General features: G+C 72.7%; 19 protein-coding genes and 1 tRNA gene. 7 read left to right on the plus strand and 13 right to left on the minus strand.

The genetic code is table 11. From position 1 onward, the window contains the following. The coding region (locus OO63_RS39530; protein ID WP_051811697.1) for a serine/threonine-protein kinase at positions 1-1369 on the minus strand (1369 nt) is incomplete at its 3' end. A 51-nt stretch (positions 1370-1420) separates the two neighbouring features. Continuing rightward, on the minus strand, positions 1421-1969 hold the full coding sequence (locus tag OO63_RS39535) for a helix-turn-helix domain-containing protein (protein WP_030357748.1): 549 nt from the start codon (positions 1967-1969) through the stop codon (positions 1421-1423). 184 nt (positions 1970-2153) lie between these two features. On the opposite strand from OO63_RS39535, the gene OO63_RS39540 reads away from it, so the two are divergent. After that, positions 2154-2226: transfer RNA gene (locus OO63_RS39540), tRNA-Ala, on the plus strand. A 301-nt stretch (positions 2227-2527) separates the two neighbouring features. On the opposite strand, the gene OO63_RS39545 is transcribed toward OO63_RS39540, so the two are convergent. Together OO63_RS39545 and OO63_RS39550 are read right to left on the minus strand one after the other, a co-directional pair. Continuing rightward, the gene (locus OO63_RS39545; protein WP_030357747.1) at positions 2528-3409 is read right to left on the minus strand and encodes a GNAT family N-acetyltransferase; all 882 of its coding nucleotides are present in this window, start codon (positions 3407-3409) and stop codon (positions 2528-2530) included. 69 nt (positions 3410-3478) lie between these two features. Then, positions 3479-3880: a VOC family protein gene (locus tag OO63_RS39550; protein ID WP_030357746.1), complete on the minus strand. Its 402-nt coding sequence runs from the start codon at positions 3878-3880 to the stop codon at positions 3479-3481. Positions 3881-4402: 522 nt separating this feature from the next. Between OO63_RS39550 and OO63_RS39555 the strand changes: the two genes are divergently transcribed. Further along, positions 4403-5032 carry a TetR/AcrR family transcriptional regulator gene (locus tag OO63_RS39555; RefSeq protein ID WP_030357745.1) on the plus strand — a complete coding sequence of 210 codons (630 nt, stop codon included), beginning with the start codon at positions 4403-4405 and terminating at the stop codon, positions 5030-5032. 71 nt (positions 5033-5103) lie between these two features. Here the strand turns inward: OO63_RS39555 and OO63_RS39560 are convergent, their stop codons facing one another. After that, positions 5104-5937: a TetR/AcrR family transcriptional regulator gene (locus tag OO63_RS39560; RefSeq protein ID WP_346009355.1), complete on the minus strand. Its 834-nt coding sequence runs from the start codon at positions 5935-5937 to the stop codon at positions 5104-5106. Between the two features lie 138 nt (positions 5938-6075). Here OO63_RS39560 and OO63_RS39565 point away from each other — a divergent pair, with 138 nt between their 5' ends. Next, on the plus strand, positions 6076-6783 hold the full coding sequence (locus OO63_RS39565; RefSeq protein ID WP_030357743.1) for an NAD(P)-dependent oxidoreductase: 708 nt from the start codon (positions 6076-6078) through the stop codon (positions 6781-6783). Between the two features lie 172 nt (positions 6784-6955). Here OO63_RS39565 and OO63_RS39570 read toward each other — a convergent pair whose 3' ends face one another. Together OO63_RS39570 and OO63_RS39575 are read right to left on the minus strand one after the other, a co-directional pair. Then, on the minus strand, positions 6956-7363 hold the full coding sequence (locus OO63_RS39570; protein ID WP_030357742.1) for a rodlin: 408 nt from the start codon (positions 7361-7363) through the stop codon (positions 6956-6958). Positions 7364-7576: 213 nt separating this feature from the next. Further along, the gene (locus OO63_RS39575) at positions 7577-7987 is read right to left on the minus strand and encodes a rodlin (protein WP_030357741.1); all 411 of its coding nucleotides are present in this window, start codon (positions 7985-7987) and stop codon (positions 7577-7579) included. 346 nt (positions 7988-8333) lie between these two features. Between OO63_RS39575 and OO63_RS39580 the strand changes: the two genes are divergently transcribed. The 3 genes from OO63_RS39580 (at position 8334) to OO63_RS47485 (ending at position 10358) form a co-directional block, all read left to right on the plus strand. After that, entirely contained in the window at positions 8334-8744 is a 411-nt protein-coding gene (locus OO63_RS39580; protein WP_030357740.1) for a rodlin, read from the plus strand. 320 nt (positions 8745-9064) lie between these two features. Continuing rightward, positions 9065-9298 carry a chaplin gene (locus tag OO63_RS39585; protein ID WP_030357739.1) on the plus strand — a complete coding sequence of 78 codons (234 nt, stop codon included), beginning with the start codon at positions 9065-9067 and terminating at the stop codon, positions 9296-9298. A 133-nt stretch (positions 9299-9431) separates the two neighbouring features. Continuing rightward, complete coding sequence (locus OO63_RS47485; RefSeq protein ID WP_030357738.1) at positions 9432-10358, plus strand: chaplin; 927 nt, start codon at positions 9432-9434, stop codon at positions 10356-10358. A gap of 98 nt (positions 10359-10456) precedes the next feature. Here the strand turns inward: OO63_RS47485 and OO63_RS39595 are convergent, their stop codons facing one another. Together OO63_RS39595 and OO63_RS39600 are read right to left on the minus strand one after the other, a co-directional pair. Then, positions 10457-11770 (minus strand): NAD(P)-binding domain-containing protein, encoded by a 1314-nt coding sequence (locus tag OO63_RS39595; protein WP_033264918.1) that lies wholly within the window; start codon positions 11768-11770, stop codon positions 10457-10459. Then, on the minus strand, positions 11763-13193 hold the full coding sequence (locus tag OO63_RS39600) for a carboxylate--amine ligase (protein ID WP_234311113.1): 1431 nt from the start codon (positions 13191-13193) through the stop codon (positions 11763-11765). Before OO63_RS39600 ends, OO63_RS39595 begins: the two co-directional genes overlap by 8 nt. Before the next feature lie 131 nt (positions 13194-13324). Between OO63_RS39600 and OO63_RS39605 the strand changes: the two genes are divergently transcribed. Next, positions 13325-14557, plus strand: a complete 1233-nt coding sequence (locus OO63_RS39605; RefSeq protein WP_030357735.1) for a glycoside hydrolase family 26 protein — start codon at positions 13325-13327, stop codon at positions 14555-14557. 51 nt (positions 14558-14608) lie between these two features. Here the strand turns inward: OO63_RS39605 and OO63_RS39610 are convergent, their stop codons facing one another. Genes OO63_RS39610 through OO63_RS39625 form a run of 4 tightly spaced genes read right to left on the minus strand, consistent with a single transcriptional unit; the run spans position 14609 to position 18448 of the window. Then, positions 14609-15772 carry a GNAT family N-acetyltransferase gene (locus tag OO63_RS39610; protein ID WP_030357734.1) on the minus strand — a complete coding sequence of 388 codons (1164 nt, stop codon included), beginning with the start codon at positions 15770-15772 and terminating at the stop codon, positions 14609-14611. Continuing rightward, the gene (locus OO63_RS39615) at positions 15769-16578 is read right to left on the minus strand and encodes a YveK family protein (protein ID WP_106983316.1); all 810 of its coding nucleotides are present in this window, start codon (positions 16576-16578) and stop codon (positions 15769-15771) included. Before OO63_RS39615 ends, OO63_RS39610 begins: the two co-directional genes overlap by 4 nt. After that, the gene (locus OO63_RS39620) at positions 16575-17732 is read right to left on the minus strand and encodes a glycosyltransferase (RefSeq protein ID WP_030357732.1); all 1158 of its coding nucleotides are present in this window, start codon (positions 17730-17732) and stop codon (positions 16575-16577) included. Before OO63_RS39620 ends, OO63_RS39615 begins: the two co-directional genes overlap by 4 nt. Then, positions 17729-18448 carry a polysaccharide deacetylase family protein gene (locus OO63_RS39625; RefSeq protein ID WP_033264919.1) on the minus strand — a complete coding sequence of 240 codons (720 nt, stop codon included), beginning with the start codon at positions 18446-18448 and terminating at the stop codon, positions 17729-17731. The genes OO63_RS39620 and OO63_RS39625 overlap by 4 nt, the downstream gene beginning before the upstream one ends. Positions 18449-18554: the final 106 nt, after the last annotated feature.

Here is an 18554-nt window from a genome sequence, read left to right on the forward strand (position 1 = left end):
GTGTAGGGGGAGTGGGTGGCTGCGCGGGTGGTGGGGGTGGCGCCTGGTGGGGCGGGATCGGTGGGGGGAGGTGGAAGCTGCCGGTCTCCGACATCGGGGGGTGCGCGGGGGGCGATGGCGGTTGTACGGGGTGGTGCGGCGCCGAGGGCCGGTCGGCGGAGGGCTGACCGGTGGGCGACTGGGCGGAGAAGGGCTGGCCGACGGAGGGCTGGACCGGGGGCGGGAGTGGCGTGGCGGGCCGGGCTGTGGAGGGGTGGCCTGTGGCCGGGTGGCCTGCGGCCGGGTGACCTGTGGCCGGGTGGCCCGTGGCCGGGTGGCCCGTCGGTGGTTGTCCCGTCGGTGGTTGTCCCGTGGACGGGTGGCCTGTCAGCAGCTGTCCCGTGGACGGGTGGGACAGAGGCGGGGGTGGGGTGACGGAGGCTGAGTTGGTCGACGAGGAGGGAGACGTGGGGGGTGGTGGCTGGGACGGAGGTGGTTGAGGGGCGCGGGTGAGGGGGCCGTCGGGGCCGAACCCCGTGGGCAGCGGGGCGAGTTGGTCGAAGATCTCGACGAGCTCGTCGTCGGGCCCGGGCTCGGGCAGCATCTCGGCGGCGGAGGCGAGCGCCTTGCGGGCCCCCGTGGCGGTGCGGAACCGCGCTTGTGGGTCGGGTTGCAGGAGGGTGGCGATGACCTGCCACAGGGGCTCCGGCACGCCCTGCGGCGCCGTGGGGGTGCCGTGGGCCGCGAAGTGCTCGATCAGGGCCTTGGCGTCGGGCTTGGCGCCCTGCAGGAGGTACAGGGCGACGAGGCCGACGGCGAAGAGGTCGGCGGTGAAGTCCGGTTCGGCGCCCATCATTTGCTCGGGTGCGAAGTACCCGGGGGTGCCCACCACGTAGTCCGTCTCGGTCAGCCGTGGCTCGCCCTTGCGCATGGAGATGCCGAAGTCCGACAGGCGCAGGTGCGGGCGTCCCGTCCCGGTGGCCTCCAGGAGGATGTTCGCGGGCTTGATGTCGCGGTGCACGACGCCCTCCGCGTGCACGGCGGCGAGGCCGGAGAGGAGCTGGTCGAGGAGCGTGCAGGTGAAGTGGGCGGGGAGGGGGCCGTAGTCACCGATGACGTGGGCGAGCGAGCCGCCGGTGACCAGCTCCATGGTGAACAGGACCTGGTCGTCGTCGGCGGCCCAGCTGGCGGGAGCGAGCACATGCGGATGGTCGATCCGCAGTGCCTGCTCCCGCACGAAACGCAACAGAGTGTGAGCGTTGCGCTGCTGAAGCACCTTGGCCGCCACGTATCTGCGGCGGCGATGGTCCCAGGCACGCCATACGGCGCCCACTCCCCCGCGTCCGACCGGGTCGACGAGTTCGTACCGCCCGGCGAAGACCTCACCCATGGTCGTGCCCGCTCCCCTTCCGGGCCGCCCGGCAGCGGCCCGGCCGGCGGCTCAGCTCTGGTGCGCTTCGTAGTGGGCGACGGCGTCCGCGGTGCGGCCCGCTCCGTATACCCGAAGGAACTCTGCCAGTTCCGGGTGGGTCGGGGCGAGCGTGTCCGCGGCATCGATGATGTCGCCCGCCGCCGCGACGGAGCGCAGCAGCGACTGGATCTCACGCACCACGCGCTTCACCGTGGGTGCGCCTGAACTCGTGGTCGACTGGGTGGTGTTGGTCAGTACGGAACCCCCCTGGGACTTCTTGATCTCGTCCATGCGGTCCGTCGCCTCGGCGGCACTCACACTGCCGTCCGCGACCTGCCCCGACAGCTCCTGGAGGAGCTGCACCCGCTGGACCACGGCCGGATTGCCGATCTTGGCGCGCTGGCCGCTCATCAGCTGCGACAGCATCGGTGCGGAGAGCCCGAGCACCCCGGCGAGCCGTGCCTGGTTCAGGCCCAGATCGTCGATGAGGCGACGGAACAGTGCCCCCAGTGGCTCCCCGTACCAATTCCGCTGGAGCTCGCGTGCTCTCGCGGTTGATTCTTGTTGTGCAGCGTCCATCTTGCGTCTCCCCATCGCTTCCCCTAAGACGTGGTTCGCTGCCGCGAACCACGTCGAGCATCTTACGGAGAGTGGTCGCGCACGGGGAGCCCCAATCCTTTTGCGAGATCTGGGGGGTGACCCGGTACTCTGGTCCCCGACGCCCGCCGAGGCGCGATTTTTTCGCCACGGCTTCGGCGCACGCGGGGCCTTAGCTCAGTTGGTAGAGCGCTGTCTTTGCATGGCAGATGTCAGGGGTTCGACTCCCCTAGGCTCCACATCGGGAAAGCCCCCCTGAGCTGCGGTAATGCAGCTCAGGGGGGCTTTTTTGGTCTCTGCTTCCCATACCGCCGACTTCCGGGCCCGCGGTCGGGGGGGCGCACGCTGTGGTGCTTCGCTACTTGCGCTTGTTCGATCGCAGGGACCAGAGCGTGACCGCGATGCCTACGAGCGCCAGGAGAAAAAGGATCTTCATGATGGGTGAGTGCCCCCGATGGCCCTCCCGTACACCGAGGTTCCGCTCGAAGGTCTCGGTGCGCGGGCCCGGCGTGGCCTGAGCCCGGTGCGAGGGAGGCCCGCCTACAGGTCGAGCTGGTACTCGTGGGCCGTGTGCGTCGGCAGGTAGCCGAGTTCGTCGTTGACGCGGCGCATGTGCGGGTTGTTGTCGGCGGTGTCGGTGAGCAGGCCGCCGAGGTGGGGGTGGCGTTCGCGGGCCGCGACGATCGAGGCGGCCTTCATCCAGCGGGCGAGGCCGTGGCCGCGGTGTTCGGGCAGCACGGCCGTGCCGTAGTGCTGGGCGTCGCCCGTGCCGTCGCCGGGGACGACCAGTTCGGTGAAGCCGGTGACGGTCCCGTCCGAGGAGTCGACGGCCGCCACGGTGTGGAGGATGTCGCCCCGCGCGGAGACGGCGTCCGCCGCGGCCCGAATCCGGTCGACGTCCCAGACCACCGTGCCGTAGTCGACCGCCCCCATGGGCATGTCGTCCATGGCCCGGCGTGACGCCGCGTACGTATCGGCGAGTTCCTCGGGCACCCTCCCCTCCCACGCCGTGAGGCGGTAGCCGGGGTGCGGCTTCTCGGTGGCGGCGGTGAGCTCGGGCAGGTCCGCGTCGGCCAGTGGGAGCCGGGCGTACGTGAGGGTCAGCGCGACGCGGAAACCTCCGGCGGTGAGGAAGGCGGCGCCGGAGGAGTCGGCCGGGGCCTGGGCGACGACGGTCCTGCGGCCGTCCCGGCGGGCAGCCTCGACAGCCGCTTCGAGCAGCAGGGTGCCCGCGCCCGCGCGCCGCTCGGCGGGGTGGACCTGGACGTCCAGTTCGGCGAGGTGGCGCTGGCCCTCCTTGGTGAACAGGCGCAGGAAGGCGTACCCGGCGGGGCTGCCGTCGGGGCCCGTGGCCAGCCACGCCAGGCGGCGGGCGGCGGAGGTCTCTTCGGGGTCGGTCAGGGCGGTGATGCGCAGGGGCAAGTCGTCTCCGTGAGTGAGAAGGGTCGGGTCCGTGAGTGAGGAAGGGGCGGGCTGGTCGCGCCGCGTGGGTCAGTCGCCCTGCGTGGGCTCTTCCTGCGTGGCCCACTCGACGAACTGGACCACCACGCCGTTCGGGTCGGTCAGTTGGAACAGGCGCTCGCCCCAGGGCTCCTCGCGCAGCGGCATCGTGATCGGGGCGCCGGCCTCGCGCAGGCGCCGCTCCTCGGCCTCGATGCCGGTGACGGTGAGCGCGAAGATCAGGCCCGTGGCCTGCTGGTCGCGCTGCTCAGGGGGGAGCACCTCGCTGCCGCGCTGGAGCAGCACGATGTCGGCGGCGGCGTCCCCGCGGGTCAGGGACGCGAAGCCGTCGGCGGCCATGGCGACCTGGTAGCCGAGGTGGGTGTGGAAGAACTCCCGCGACGCGGCGACGTCGGCGACGGTCAGGGACACGGTGGAGGCGGTGACGTTCAGGGCTACTCCTGGCAGAGGTTTGGGTGTGGCAGAGGCGGGTGTGGTGGGTGCTGCGGGTGCGGGTGCGGGTGCGGGTGCGGGTGCGGGACCGGTGGTGCGACCTCGGCGGTCTGCCGAGGCGGACGACTCACGCGGGTGAGGACGACTCACGCGGGTGAGTGGGTCCTCACCTGTTGCCTCGACGACCGGGTCCGCGCTGGTGGCGAGCGTGCGGGGCGGAACGATTCGCCGCGGCCGGGCGGACGGGCTGCTGAAGACCGGGGCGTCCGTACCCCGCCCCGTCCGGACCGTGTCGAAGCGTCGACTTGAGCGTGTCCGCGAGGCCGAGTGCCGCGCGGTCCGGAGCGGGAAGGGCGTCCGCGAACTCCGTGGCGATGGTGGTGCTGACGAGGTGCGTGAGCTTGCGCAAAAGCAGTCCGTTCACTGAGGAGATTTTTGCAACGGACGTAACTTTAGGCCCAGCCCCTCAGTTCGTCAAGCATATTTTTACGTTGGATGTAAGATTCCTTCATGACTACTGAGATGGGGCTCCGTGAGTCCAAGAAGCAGGAGACCCGGCAGCTGATCTCCGACTGCGCCACCAGGCTCTTCATCGAGCAGGGCTTCGAGCAGACCACCATCACCGAGATCGCCGCCGCGGCCCGCGTGGCCAAGAAGACGGTGACCAACTACTTCCCCCACAAGGAGGACCTGGCCCTCGACCACCATGAGGCGTTCACCGGGGGCCTGGCCCGGGCCGTCACCGAGCGCGAGCCCGGCGAGGAGCCGCTCGCCGCCGTGGGCCGGACCTTCCGCGCCGCCCTCCTCGACCACAGCCCTGTCGTCGGCTTCACCGGCATCGCGTTCGCCCGCATGATCGCCGACAGCCCCACCCTCACCGCGCGGCTGCGCGAACTGCACGACCAGCGGGAGGAGGCACTCGCCGCGGCACTGACGGCCGCTGCCCCCGACTCCGTCCCGGCCGTCGCGCCCCAGTCCGGCGCCGCCCTGATCGCCGCGGCGGACCGGCTGCTGTTCCGGCGCATCCAGGAACTCACCCTCGCCGGCCGCACCAATGACGAGATCGAGGCCACGCTCCTCCCGGAGGCCGACCACCTCCGCGCTCTCCTCGCCGCCGCCCTCGCCGCCGATCCCACGGCCATGACCTGGTGACGTCGCCGACCACGGCCGGGTCGGGGCTTCGACGGACTCCGGCCGGAGCGGGGGCGGTGGCGCCGGGGCGGTCAGTTGGTGGCCGGGAGGGCCAGGGCGCGCACGAGCTGGGTGAGCTCCTCCTGGAAGAGCTTGTGCGGGCTGACCGTCTGGGTGCGCAGGTGGCCGTAGACCTCCAGGGACACCAGTCCGTGCAGACGTCCCCAGATGCGCAGGGCGAGCGCGACCGCCGCGGGCGGCAGTTCCGGGAAGGCAGGGCGGACCTTGTCGAGCAGGCCGGGGTCGAAGTCGGACCACTCGAACTCGCTGGTCGCGTAGAGGTGTTGGGTGTGCGGCCAGGCGGCCGCGGCGAGCCCGGCGAGGCCGGTGCAGACGCGGCGCGCGGCGTCGGGGGCGGCGCCGCCGGCCGGGGCCCGGTAGCCAGGGACGGGATCGCCGTAGATCAGCCGGAAGCCCTCGGGGTGGGCGAGGGACCAGTCACGGAAGGCGGTCGCCCAGGACCGGATCCGTGCGGCCGGATCCAGCGGCGCGCCGGTTTCCCACGCGGTGTCCACGGCGTCGGCCAGGGCCGTGTACACGTCGTTGATCAGCGTGGTGACCAGGTCGTCCCGGGTGGGGAAGTAGCCGTAGATGGCGTTCGCGGTCATGCCCATCTCGCGGGCGATGGCGCGCAGGGTGATGGCGTCCGGTCCGCCCGAGGCCATCAGGGCCAGCGCCACGCTCTTGATCTCGGCCGTCGTCTCGACCCGCAGCCGCTCACGCCTGCCCAGCCCGCCCCCGGCACCCCTTCTGCCCTGTGCACCCTGCTCGCCCCGTGCGCCCTGCCCGTCCTGCTTGCGCCGTGCGCCCTGCTCGCCCCGCTTGACCTGCGGATCCCGGCCGTTCCCGTCACCTGTCGCTGTCACGCGGCAACTCTACAGCGTTTGTTTAGTCGACGGAGTGCAGTAACTTCACGCCGTACAGTTTCTGCGTGGTGTCACCCTCCGCGGGGTGGCGCGCCATGTCCACGTGCGGAGCAGGGACACACGAACAGGGGAGAAGTCATGCGCATCGGAGTCATCGGAGCCTCGGGGACCATCGGCAGCCGGGTCGTCACCGAGGCCGTCGGCCGGGGGCACCACGTCGAGGCGTACAGCCGTGACCCGGAGCGGGCGGCGGGCGCGGAGCGGCGGCAGAACGTCACCTGGGCCGGGGTCGACGCCCTGGATCCGGCGTCCATAGCGGCCGTGCTGCCCGGACTCGACGTCCTGATCAGCGCGTTCCAGCCCGGCAACGCCGCGCAGGACATGGCGGACACGCTGCGCCGCTCGATCGCCGATCCCACGGTGTACGCCACCGTGGCGCGCGCCCTCCTGAAGGCCCTGGAGAGCCACCCCCGCACCCGGCTCGTCGTCATCGGCGGCGCGGGCAGCCTGGAGGTCGCGCCGGGCGTGGTGCGCGCCGACTCCGACGAACTGCTGCACGCCACCCTCGACGAGGTCGGGCTGCCTCGCGAGTACGCGGCGGCGGTGCGCGGCCACCGGGACGCCCTGAACGTCCTGCGGACCTCGAACCGGCTGTGGACCTACTTCAGCCCGGCCGAGGACATCGCCCCCGGCGAGCGCACCGGCCGCTTCCGGGTCGGTGGCGACCAGCCCGTCCTGGACGCCGAAGGACGCAGCCGGGTCTCCGCCGAGGACGCCGCCGTCGCCCTGATCGACGAGGTGGAACTGCCGCGCTTCGTCCAGCGCCGCTTCACCATCGGCTACTGAGGCCTCGGCTACTGGGGCCTCGGCTTCCGGGGCCTGGGGTGCTGACGCCTCGGCTGCTGAGGCCTGGGCCGTCGAAGGCCCTCGGCCCGAACGCGCGGTGGCCGCCACGGAGTTCGTGGCGGCCACCTGGTGCGGCACTGCGGACGACGGGGACGCGCTCGGTCCCGGTGCGTCAGTGGTTGCCGGCGCCGTTGCCCGAGAGGATCGGGATGTCGCTGAGGATGTGCGACAGCGGCTCGTCGCCCTTGGCCTGCGTGGAGTTCTCCGTGCACTGCTGGTTCTGCGGGGCGGAGAGGACGTTGATGTCCTGGACCGCGATCGGCACGAGGCCGACGATGGAACCGGCGTTGACCTTGGCGGGCAGGCCGATGCAGGGCTTGTTGAGGGAGCCCTGGACCAGGGACATCTGCGGGCTCATGTTGCCGTGCGTGGCGGAGTTGCCGAACGTCTGCTCGGCGCCGTTGCCGCTGACGGACGTGGTGCCCGCGTCGTTGCCGATGGCCATGGCGGAGGTGGCGGTGACGGCCGTCATGCCGGCGGCGGATGCGGCGATCGCGGCGGTTGCCAAGATCTTCTTCATGGTGAGGAATTCCCTTCGGAGACAGGCTCCGTTGCGGAGCCGCATGGTGGTCAACTGGCCGATGGAACCGTGGTTTCGGCGATTAGCCCGGTCGGCCGATTAATGTGCTGAGCGGAGAAGCGGGCGGCGCCACGAGAGCCGTCGACCGGTCCGGGAAGCCCAAAACAGCGGGCCGCCGAGGAGAGGTGGCGGCCCGCTGGACTTGGTCCGGTGTCAGTGGTTGTTGACGCCGTTGCCCGAGAGAACCGGGATGTCGTTGAGCAGGTGCGACAGCGGCTCGTCGCCCTTGGCCTGCGTGGAGTTCTCGGTGCACTGCTGGTTCTGCGGCGCCGACAGGATCGGGATGTCCTGGACCGCGACCGGCACGACACCGACGATGGAGCCGATGTTGGCCTTGGCGGGCAGCGCGATACAGGGCTTGTTCAGGGAGCCCTGAATGAGCGCCATCTGCGGGCTCATGTTCCCGTACGTGGCGGAGTTGCCGAACGTCTGGGCGGCGTGGTTGCCGCTCATCGTCTGGGTGCCGTTGTCGTCACCGATGGCGGACGCCGTGGAAGCAGTGGCAGCCGACGCACCGACGACGGAAGCCGTGACCGCGGCCGCAGTCATAACCTTCTTGAGCACAGCATTTCCCTTCTGGATATGAACCCCGTCCGTGGAGCACCCTGAGCAACTACCACGGCGGTGCGGGGTTGCTCCTGTTCACTCTTATGGCCCACCAATGACCCGGATAGGGGTCCGTTTCGGGTCTGTATCGGGTCCGTATCGGGCATGGGTGCGGATGGCGTTGTGCGGATAATCCGATGGTTCGGTACGGCGCCGCTCGTGGTGGTGCGCATTCATGTGAATGCGCCGGGCGCCACCGGTCCTCGGAAAAGATCCGATGGAGTGAATGAGCGGAACCAAACGTCCGACGGTGAGTTGAGCAGCCCGCAGCAACCTGTGCTTCTGCCCAGAAAAGGAACAGCAAATGCTCAAGAAGGCAATGGCAGCGGCTGCGGTCGCAGTCTCCGTCGTCGGTATCTCAGCCACCGCAGCCCCTGCCGCGATGGCCATCGGTGACGACAGCGGCACGCAGTCGGCGAGCGGGAACGGCGCCAAGCAGGCGTTCGGCAACTCCGCCACCAAGGGCGACATGAGCCCGCAGCTGTCCCTCGTCCAGGGATCCCTGAACAAGCCCTGTGTCGGCCTGCCGGTCAAGGGCAACGTCGGCTCCATCGTCGGTGTCGTGCCGGTCGCGGTCCAGGACATCCCGATCCTGTCGGCGCCGCAGAACCAGCAGTGCACGGAGAACTCCACGCAGGCCAAGGGCGACGAGCCGCTGTCGCACATCCTCAGCGACATCCCGGTTCTCTCCGGCAACGGCGAGCACAACGGCTGATCCGTCACGCCGCAGCGACCGCCCGGGCCGCCCCGACTCCTTCGAGCGGGGCGGCCCGGGCGGCTTTTCCATGCCCGAAACGGTAATTCGGACGTTCCCGGCGGGAATTCGGGTGCCGAGTTCTTCGCGTACGGATCTTTGTATCCCGGTACGGAATATCTGGTCGGCAGCAGTCGGGTGAACCTGGGAATTCCGGGGCGTTGCTGGTTTCTTCTGCTCCAGGTGCTCGTTGGTCAGGACTCAGGTCGCGGTGCGGGTGAAGATACTGCCCGCCCGGCTCTCACCGCCGTTTAGGCGCGACCGGTCAGAAGGGAAGATCTGTGAAGCTCAAGAAGAGCGCAACCGTCATCGCTGGTGCTGTCCTGGCACTGAGCTTCGGTGCCCCGGCATTCGCCGACGCGGGTGCCGACGGCGTGGCCGCCCACTCCCCGGGTGTTCTCTCCGGCAACCTCGTGCAGGTTCCCGTCCACGTTCCCGTCAACGTGTGCGGCAACAGCGCCAACCTCATCGCGCTGCTGAACCCGGCGTTCGGCAACACCTGCGTCAACGACTGACGTACTGACGTAGCGACTCGGCACTCCAGGCCGTGTCACCGCCGGCCTTGGCAGGCCTTCGGGCCCCAAGGCCGGCTCCCCTTCGCTCAACGGCCCCAAGGCCGGCTCCCTTTCGCTTAGGAAGACCACTAGATTGCGACAGGCCCTCACCAAAGGGGTGCTCTCGGCGGCGGCCGCCACGAGCATCCTGTCCCTGCCCGGCCAGTCCGCGTTCGCCGCAGCCGATGCGCACGGACAGGCCACGGGCTCGCCCGGCTTCTTGTCGGGCAACAGTGTGCAAGCCCCGCTGGAGGTGCCGCTGAACGTCTGCGGCAACTCGGTGAACGGCGTGGGCGCGGGAAACCCGGCCATGGGCAACTCGTGCGCGCACACCTCGTCCCCGACCGCCGAGCGGGCACCGGAACGTGCGGCTCCGCCGCAGCGCGAGGCCGCGCCGAAGCCCGCGCCCGCCCCCGTGCCCAGGCCCGCACCCAACCCCGCGCCCGCCCCGGAGCGCGCGGTCTCCGAACCCGCACCGGCGCCCGCCCACGCTCCCGCCCCGAAGCCCGCGGCGGAGCCGGCGACCCCGAGGCCCGCGACTCCGGAACCCGCGCACGACGACGGCGGTACCGGCGCCCACGGTGAGGCGTCCCACTCGCCCGGGCTGCTTTCGGGCAACCTCGTCCAGGCTGTGCTCGACGTGCCGGTCAACGCGTGCGGCAACGCCGTCGAGGTCGTCGCCACGCTCTCCGGGACCACCGGCAACAAGTGCGGCCAGGCCCCCGAGCAGACGCCCCCGGAGCCGCCGAAGCCGCACATCCCGCCGGTCAAGTCCGTGCCTCCGGTCGAGCGGGTCACGCCGCCCGAGCCGCCCCGGGCGCCGCGCACCGTCCCCCGGGCCCCGGAGTTCCTGAAGGCCGCCGCGACCGCCCGGCCCTCGCGTCCCGTCGAGGCCCCGGAGCACGCCGCCCAGCTCGCCGAGACCGGCATGGACCAGAACGCCCTCGCGGCCGCCGCTGCCAGCGCCGGACTGCTGATCGGCGGGGCCCTCCTCTACCGGCGCGGACGCAGCACGTCCTGAAGCGCGCCGGAAGCGAAGCGGACGGGTCGTCCTCGACCCGTCCGCTTCGTGCGTGGTTCGTGCGTGGTTCGTACGGGAGGAACGGGAGGAGACGCCCGTCAGCGCCCGGGCGCACCGCTCTCGTACGACACCGGCGCGGCGGCCCCCGCACCCCGGGCCACCGGCACCGCGCCCGGCCGCCGCACCCGCCGTCGTACCCCCGCCACGAGACGGGCCGCCGTGAAGCCCGCGCCCTGGACGAAGCGCATCGCGGGGCCGAAGCTCGACGCGGTCGGCAGCCCGGCGACGAACAGGCCGGGCAGGGAGGTCTCGAAGGCGGTGTCCACGTACGGGGCGCCGTCGGCGAGTTGGCGCAGGGTGTCCCTGACGTCCAGGTCGAGCACGTCGATGCGGTGGGTCAGGGCGCGGAAGCCGGTGGCCGCGAGGACGTGGTCGGTCTCGAAGACCGCGGCGCCGTCCGGGCCGTGGGTGGACAGGAGCACCTGTCCGTCGTGGCGGCGGGCGCCGGTGAGCCGGTGTCCGGTGACGATCTCGATCGCGGCGGCTGAGCGTGCCGCCCCTGCCGCCGTCGGCGTGCCGCACGGACCCGCCTCCACGCGGTCCCGCACCCACCAGGCGCCCGCGGGGCCGAGGGCGGTGGCGCAGACGCGGGCGCGGGTGGGTTCGGGGAGGAGGCGGAAGAGGCCGGGGCGTTCGGCGTAGAACCAGTTGCGCCAGCCGCAGCCGAGGCCGCTGTGCGGGGCGCGTGCCGACTGCCACCAGGGGCGGCGCAGGGCGGGCGGCAGGGTGTTCCAGCGCACCTGCGGGGCGCGTGCCAGGACGCGTACGCGGGTGCCCTGTTCGGCGAGGAGCGCGGCCGTCTCCAGGGCGGCCTGGCCCGCGCCGAGGACCGTGACGTCCTTGTCGCGCAGGGGGCCGAGGTCCGCGTGGTGGCTGCTGTGCGAGACGTGGTCGGGGCCCAGGTTTCGTACCAGGGAGGGGATTTCGACGAACGGCATGACGCCCACGGCGAGTGCCACCGTGCGGCCGTGGCAGGTCTCGCCGTCTGCGGTCGTGACGGCGAAGCCGTCCGTGAGCGGGCGGACGGACCGGATCAGGCGCTCGTCGACCGGTGGCGCGGCCTGCTCGGCGAACCACAGGCCGTACGCGGCGAAGTGCTCCACCGGCAGCGGCACTCCGTGCTCCGCGCGCAGGCCCTCGCGGGCGCAGTACGCGGCCAGGCCGTAGCGGGCGCCGGGGTCGGAGAGGTCGGACGCCCAGGGCTCCGACTTCAGGAACATGCCGCGCGGCATGTGGTCGCGCCAGGAGGCCATGGGCCTGCCGAAGACGCGTACGTCCAGGCCGGACGCCGCGGCGTGCGCGGCGATGGACAGGCCGTAGGGGCCCGCTCCCACGATCAGCAGGTCATGCATCGGTGACCGCTCGCTCTCTGTTCGTCGTGCTGGTCAGGGGGGTGCCGGTCAGAGGGGTGCCGGACAAGGTGGTGCTGGTCAGGGTGGTGCCGGTCAGGTTCGGGGCGGTCAGAGTGGTGCCGGTCAGGTTCGGGGTGGACAGGACGGCGGGGGAGGTCTCCCGTGCCCTGGTGGACAGGGTCAGGAGGATGTTCTGGGTGCCGCCCGCGAGCCGTGCGCACGCGTGGCGCAGGACGTGGCGGCGCCAGCGGCGCCACAGGTCGGCGGCCGGGGCCGGGTCGTCGGCGGCGTCGGCGCCGGACCAGGCGAACTCGGCGGCGGGCGGGTGCTGTTGCAGGGACCTGCGGGGGCGGCGCGGGCCGAGCCGGGTGCGCAGGGCCGTCAGCGGTGCGTAGTTCTCCACCACGAAGGCGCGGCCCGGCAGCGGGTCCTGCGCCGGGACCGGGCGGTGCGTCAGGTCGAGGTGGGCGGCACGCACCACGTCGGTGCCTGCGCCGTCCGTGAAGAGGCGGAACTGGGCGCCGGGGCGCGGGTTGAAGTCGAGCAGGTGGTACGTGCCGGTGCGGGCGTCCCTGCGGAAGTCCAGGTCGAACACGCCCCGGTAGCCGAGGCCCGCGAGCAGCCGCCGGACGAGCGCCCACAGGCCCGCGTCGTGCGCCCACTCGCCGACCGCGGTGAGCCCGGCCGCGCGGGGCCGGGCCCGGCGCTTGCGGCCCGTGCCGCCGCCGAACACCTCGCCGTCGCGGCCCACGTAGCCGTGCGCGAACCAGTCGGCGTCGGGGCCGCCGGGGACGTACTCCTGGAGCAGCAGGCGGCTGCCCGCGGCCGTGGCGCGTGCGTGCAGCGCCGCCGCCTCGCGCGGGGAGCGGACCAGGACGGCGCTGCGCAGGCCGCTGCCGCGGGGCAGCAGCCAGGGGCGGCTCCACTTCGCCACCACCGGGGTGCCCAGGTCCGTCACCGCCCCGGCCGCTTCGGCGGGCGTCGTGGGCGCGACCGTCGCCGGGTGCGCCACGCCGAGGCGGGCGCACAGCGCCGCGAGGGCGGCCTTGTCGGCGAGGCGGCCCGGCAGGCCGGGCGCGGGCCGGGGCAGCAGGTAGCGGTCGGTGAGGGCCTCGCGGACGGCGTCGACGGCGAGGGCGCCCGCGTCGTCCAGGGGGATCAGGACGGCGGGGCGGCCGACGCGGGCGGAGACGCGCAGCAGGGCGGCGCGGACGTCGTCGGGCGTGGCCGTGGGGGCGGGCGGCGGGTGCATGCGGTGGAGATGGCGGGAGCGGGCGACCGGGCTGTGTTCGTCGTCGGCGACCAGGTGCACCTCCACCCCCTCCCGGCCCAGGGAACGGACCGCGCCCAGCGTGCCGTGGTGAAAGGGATTCCGGTCGATCCGCAGTAGGACCGCGGGAACGCGTGTGTCCAGAGAATGCAAGGTCGGCCTTACTCGTCGCTCGCCCAATGGGGCGATGTGCGGTCACGGAGGATTAAGGACTCAATTGGCGTAAAAGAAATACATATGACGGAACGTCAGTGATGTGTGTGGCCGGTGCACGAGGAGCAGTCATGAACCCACGGCGTAGCCAACGCAGTAAACGACTGGGCCGACGCGGAAAAAGGCTTGCCCTCGTCGCGGCCGGAATCATCGCGTCGACGGCGGTGACCGCCGTTCCCGGAAACGCCGCCGGGAAGGCGCCCACGGACGACCCGACGCCCGTACCCGCGCCCGCGCAGACCCCCGCACCCGCGCAGAGCACCCCCGCGCCCGCCGACCCCCAGGCCCCCGCCATCGGGGCCTACCTCGACTACGGCCCTCGCGGTGTCGACCGCATGACCGAGCTGAGCAAGTGGCTCGACGGGACCGAGCTGCGGGTCGGGCACACGTACCTCCCGGGTGACCGGTGGAGCAACATCGAGGGCGCGCCGCGCTTCCTGGAGAGCTGGGCGGCCTGGCGCAAGGCCAAGGACGACCGGATGTTCGTCCTGAACGTGCCGATGCTGGAGCGCAACGAGGACCGCCTCGGCGACTGGCAGGTGCGCGCGATGCTGCGGCAGGGCGCGGCCGGGCTCTTCGACGAGCACTTCCGCGTCCTCGCGAAGCGGCTTGTCGACCTCGGGGTGCCGGACACGGTGATCGTGCTCGGCTGGGAGATGAACGGCACCACGTACACCCATCGTTGCGGTCCGGATCCGGAATCCTGGAAGACGTACTGGAAACGAATCGTCACCACGATGCGTTCGGTGCCGGGGCAGAAATTCAAGTTCGATTTCACCCCGAATCGCGGTCGGGACGCCATTCCGTGGACCGAGTGCTATCCCGGTGACGATTCCGTCGACATCATCGGTCTCGATTCGTACGACCAGCCCAGCGGTGTGACCTTCGACCAGCAGGTGACGGAGGAGTACGGGCTCCAGCACCACGTGGATTTCGCGAAGGCCCACAAGAAGCCCATCTCGTATCCCGAATGGGGGCTCTTCCGCAACGGCGACAACGACGAGTACATGCGCCGGATGCTGAAGTGGATGGCCGAGCACAAGCCGCTGTACAACACGGTCACGGACTACTGCCCGCACGGGGTGTGGCAGTGCAAGGACAACCCCAAGTCCACCAAGGTGTACCGCGAGGCGCTCTCCGGCCTGCCGGTGAACCCGACGCCGAAGCCGACCGAACCGACCACTCCGGTACGGCCGCCGCTCTGCTCGCCGCTGGACCTGGGCGACTGGGTCGAGTACTGGCTGGGCGGGAAGCTGTGCCTGCGGTTCGACTGGTGGGAGCGCAAGGAGCGGCCGCGCGCCTGAGGGGGCGCGTGGGTCGCGGGGGTGGCTCGGCCCGGCGCGGTGGCGGAACCTTCACGGGGAAGTTCCGCCACCGGGCCGCCCCTCACGGCCACGGCTCGCATCTGCGCGCCGCTGCTGCCGCAGTCGCCGTTCCCGGCGCACCCCGCGTGCCCAGTCCCGCGCCGCCGCCTCGCCCGCGGCGGCCGCGAGCAGCGGGGCCGTCCGCGCGTGGGCGAGCAGGAAGCGGCGGTTGGGGGCCGGGTCGGGGCGCCAGTGGTGTTTGTACGGTTCGTCGCCGCGCAGCAGGGACAGGGTGCGCGGGCGGTCACCCGCGGTGTGCCGGGTGGAGGCGTCGAGCAGCATCGTGGCCACGTCGACCTTGCGTTCGCGCAGGCGCGGGTGGGCGCCGTAGAGGTAGCCGCCCGCGACCCGCGCGGACAGCAGGGTGACGTCGGCGGCGAGGACCTCACCGTCGACGCTGAACTCGGTGACGACGGCGTCGCCCGCCGCCACCATGGGGCGCACGGAGCGCAGCAGGTGCTCGCGGAAGCGCGGCCGGAGGTGTTCGGTCGTCACCCTGCGCCCCTGCCACTGGAGTTGGTGCAGCCTCAGCAGCGTGGCCACGGAGGTCTCCACCTCGTCGGCGGGTACGACCCGGGCGCGCACGCCGACCGCCGTCAGCTTGCGCAGTTTGGCGCGGGCGCGCTGGGCCGTCGCCGTGGGCAGCCGCTTCAGGAGCGCGTCGACGGGCAGCGGGGGCAGTTCGAGGCAGGGGGAGTCGGTGAGTTCGCGGCGCGGGCCGCGCCACCGCTCGTACACGCTCTCGACGCAGGCGCCGGGGCGGGCCTCGCGGAAGTCGATCAGGGTGCCGCGGGCGAGCCCGCGCAGCCCCTCGGTGAGGGCGTCCGCCGCGCGCTCGCGGCCGTCGGCGGCGAGCAGCACGTCCGCGAAGTCCGAGATCGCGCCGCCGATCGGCCGCAGCGCCGGGACCGGCCGGTACGTCCGCATCAGCGGCGCCGCCGCCACCAGGTCGCCGCCGTCGCGGACGAGCAGCACCCGCAGCCGCCCGGGACGGCCGTACGACCGCCACCACGAGGTCAGCCACGCGTGGCTCTGGAACGGCGTCGCCTCCTCGCACCGCTCGTAAAGACGCCGCCAGGGCCCGGCCAGGGACGCGAACTCGGCCTCGTCCACGCAGAGTCCGGTGGTGAGCCCGGACCGGGTCGCCGTCGTCACGCGCCGCCCCGGACCTCGGCGGACGCGGGCCCCGGCACGGCGCTGCCGGGCAGCGTCCTGGCGGCGGCGCGCGGGCGCACCAGGAGGCCGAGGCCGCCGAGCAGGCCGCCCGCGCACAGGCCGACCAGGGCGGTCACCGGGGCGGACAGCGAGGAGGGCGCGGTGGGCGCGACCGCGCGGGAGAACGGCAGGAGCTTGACCCGGGTGCTGTCCTTGGTGTGGGCGGCGCTCGTGGTCAGCGCGCGGGACACCGCGTTCGCGAGGGTGGCGGCGTCGCCCGGCCGGTCGGCCGACGCGGACACCGAGATCATGGGGGCGTCGGGCGAGGTCGCGACCTTGACCCGGTCCTGCAGTTCGGTGGGCGAGACGCCCGCGGCGACCTGGGCGTCCCCGAGGACGGCGAGCTGGGTGGCGACCCTGCCGTAGGCCTGCGCGAAGCCCAGGGCGGTGGCCGGGTCGGCCTTGGCGCCGGGCACGGCGACGACGTAGCTGGTGGCGGTGTACTCCGGGGTCTGGAGCAGCCCGTACGTGCCGCCCGCGAGGGCGCCGAGGGCCGCGCAGACCGGGAGGACGGTCCAGCGGGGGAGGCGGGTGAGGGGGGCTAGGGGGGCGAGAAGGGTGCGGCGGGTGCGGAGGCGGGGCGGGGGTGAGGTGTTGGTGGTGTCCGGGGCGGTGGTGGTGGACGGGGTTTGAGCGGTCGACGTGCCGCCGGTGCCGCCCGTGCCCCCTGCCGTACCGCTGGACTTGGTGCTGGACTTGGTGCTGGACGTGGTCGTGCCCGAGGGGGCGCTCGAAGGGGCGCTCATGGGGAGTTCACCTCCTGGTTCGGGCCGGTGAGCACGGACGCGTAGACGTCCATCAGCCGACCGGCGCTGCGGGTGATGTCGTAGTGCCGCACCGCGGCGGGTGCCGTGCGCTGCGGCGGTGGTCCTGATCTGCGCAGGCCGTAGAGGACCTGCGCGAAGGAGTCGGGGTCGCTCGCGCAGTACGCGGAGTTGGTGCGCTCGTGCGCGGGCAGCCCCTCGATGGCGGGGCAGGACGCGTAGAGGACGGGAAGGCCGCAGGACAGGCCCTCCACGAGGGCGAGGCCGAACGCCTCCTCCGGGGACGGGGAGGCCAGCGTGTCCATGGCGGAAAGCAGCGACGGCAGATGCGTGGCGGCGTGCTCCGTGCCGCCGTCGCCACCGTCCTCGTGCGTCGTCTCACCCGCGAACCGCACCCGGTCGGCGAGGCCGAGGCGCCCGGCGAGGCGGCGCAGCTCCGGCTCCTGCGGGCCCGATCCCACGAGCAGGACCCGTACGTCGGACGGGAGTTGGGCGGCGGCGCGCAGCAGGACGTCGAAGCGCTTGCCCTCGGCGAGCCGCCCCACGCCGCCGATGACGAACGCGTCCGCGGGCAGGTCGAGGCGCTCGCGCGCGGCCGCGCGCGCGGCCGCATCGAAGCGGAAGCGCTCGGCGTCGATGCCGTTGGGCACCACCCGGATGCGCTGCCAGGGCACGCCCCACCGGTTGAGGCGGGCGCCGACGGCCGGGGACACGGCGACGGTCATCCGGCCGAGCCGCTCCCCGGCGAGGTACAGGGCGCGCACGCCGGACGTCAGCGGGCGCCCCTCCATCTGCGAGTCGCCCAGGGAGTGTTCGGTGGCCACGACCGCGCGCACCCCGGCGACGCGGGCCGCGATCCTGCCGTACAGGCAGGCGCGGTAGAGGTGGGTGTGGACGACGTCGTAGCGGCCCGCGCGGATCAGCTTGACCAGGCGGGGCAGGGCGGCGAGGTCCCGGTTGCCCGCCATGTCCAGGTCGGTGACGCGGGTGCCGTCGGCGGTGATGCCGCGGGCGACGCTGCCCGCGTTGGTGAGGGTCAGGACGTCGCAGGTGGCCGGTACGTGGCGGAGCAGCAGGCGCAGTTGCTGCTCGGCGCCGCCCATGCCGAGCCCGGTGATGATGTGCAGGACCCTCATGCGGTCACCGCCGCCGCGAGCGGGGTGTGGTCCGGGCGCAGGGTGCGGCCGCGCGCCCCGCCGGTGGCCTGCTTCAGGCGCAGCCGCAGGGCGGTGTCGCGCTGCCCGACGTGGATGCGGGGCAGGGCGAGCGGTCCGGTGAGGTCGCCGGGGGCGATGGCGCAGGCGTACGCGTACCCGGCGGCGCGCACGGCGGCCAGGACGCGGGGGTCCGCGTGGCCGTACGGGTAGCAGAATCCGCCGACGTCACGTCCCGTCAGGTCGGCCACGGCGGACCGGCTGTCCGCGACCTCACGGCGCAGGGTCCGGTCGTCGGCCCGCGTGAGGTCGACGTGCGTCAGGCCGTGCGAGGCGACCTCCATGCCCTGCTCGGCGGCGCTGCGGATGCCGTCGGCGTCGAGCAGGGGCTTGCGGGGGCCCAGCGGGTCCCAGGCGTTGTCGCCGCCGAGACGGCCCGGCAGCACGAAGACGGTGGCGGTGCAGGCGTGGCGGTGCAGCAGGGGCACGGCGTGGTCGAGGAAGTCGGCGTAGCCGTCGTCGAAGGTCAGCCCCACGAGGCCGTGGCCCTGTCCCCGGCGGCACGCCTCCAGGAGCCGGTCCATGGACACGCCGCGCAGGCCGCGGCGGGCCAGCCAGGTGAGCTGGGCGTCCAGGCGGTCGGGGGAGACGGTGATGTTGTACGGGTCTTCGGTGGGGTCGGCCACGGAGTGGTACATGGCGATCCAGCTCGCGGGTCGCTTTTCGCTCGCGGGGCGCGTTGGGCGGCGTGCGGGGGGCCCGGGGGGTGGGGCGGGTTGGGTGCCCGGGTGCGGGGCCGTGGGG

Origin of the sequence: Streptomyces alboflavus, from assembly GCF_000716675.1 — a bacterium.
GTDB classification, from domain to species: domain Bacteria; phylum Actinomycetota; class Actinomycetes; order Streptomycetales; family Streptomycetaceae; genus Streptomyces; species Streptomyces alboflavus.

What these genes read in the sequence shown, in the direction of transcription:
- OO63_RS39535 (WP_030357748.1), bottom strand. Translation starts at nt 1,969, where the DNA reads ATGGACGCTGCACAACAAGAATCAACCGCGAGAGCACGCGAGCTCCAG.
- OO63_RS39555 (WP_030357745.1), top strand. Translation starts at nt 4,403, where the DNA reads ATGGGGCTCCGTGAGTCCAAGAAGCAGGAGACCCGGCAGCTGATCTCC.
- OO63_RS39565 (WP_030357743.1), top strand. Translation starts at nt 6,076, where the DNA reads ATGCGCATCGGAGTCATCGGAGCCTCGGGGACCATCGGCAGCCGGGTC.
- OO63_RS39570 (WP_030357742.1), bottom strand. Translation starts at nt 7,363, where the DNA reads ATGAAGAAGATCTTGGCAACCGCCGCGATCGCCGCATCCGCCGCCGGC.
- OO63_RS39580 (WP_030357740.1), top strand. Translation starts at nt 8,334, where the DNA reads ATGCTCAAGAAGGCAATGGCAGCGGCTGCGGTCGCAGTCTCCGTCGTC.
- OO63_RS39595 (WP_033264918.1), bottom strand. Translation starts at nt 11,770, where the DNA reads ATGCATGACCTGCTGATCGTGGGAGCGGGCCCCTACGGCCTGTCCATC.
- OO63_RS39605 (WP_030357735.1), top strand. Translation starts at nt 13,325, where the DNA reads ATGAACCCACGGCGTAGCCAACGCAGTAAACGACTGGGCCGACGCGGA.
- OO63_RS39615 (WP_106983316.1), bottom strand. Translation starts at nt 16,578, where the DNA reads ATGAGCGCCCCTTCGAGCGCCCCCTCGGGCACGACCACGTCCAGCACC.
- OO63_RS39620 (WP_030357732.1), bottom strand. Translation starts at nt 17,732, where the DNA reads ATGAGGGTCCTGCACATCATCACCGGGCTCGGCATGGGCGGCGCCGAG.
- OO63_RS39625 (WP_033264919.1), bottom strand. Translation starts at nt 18,448, where the DNA reads ATGTACCACTCCGTGGCCGACCCCACCGAAGACCCGTACAACATCACC.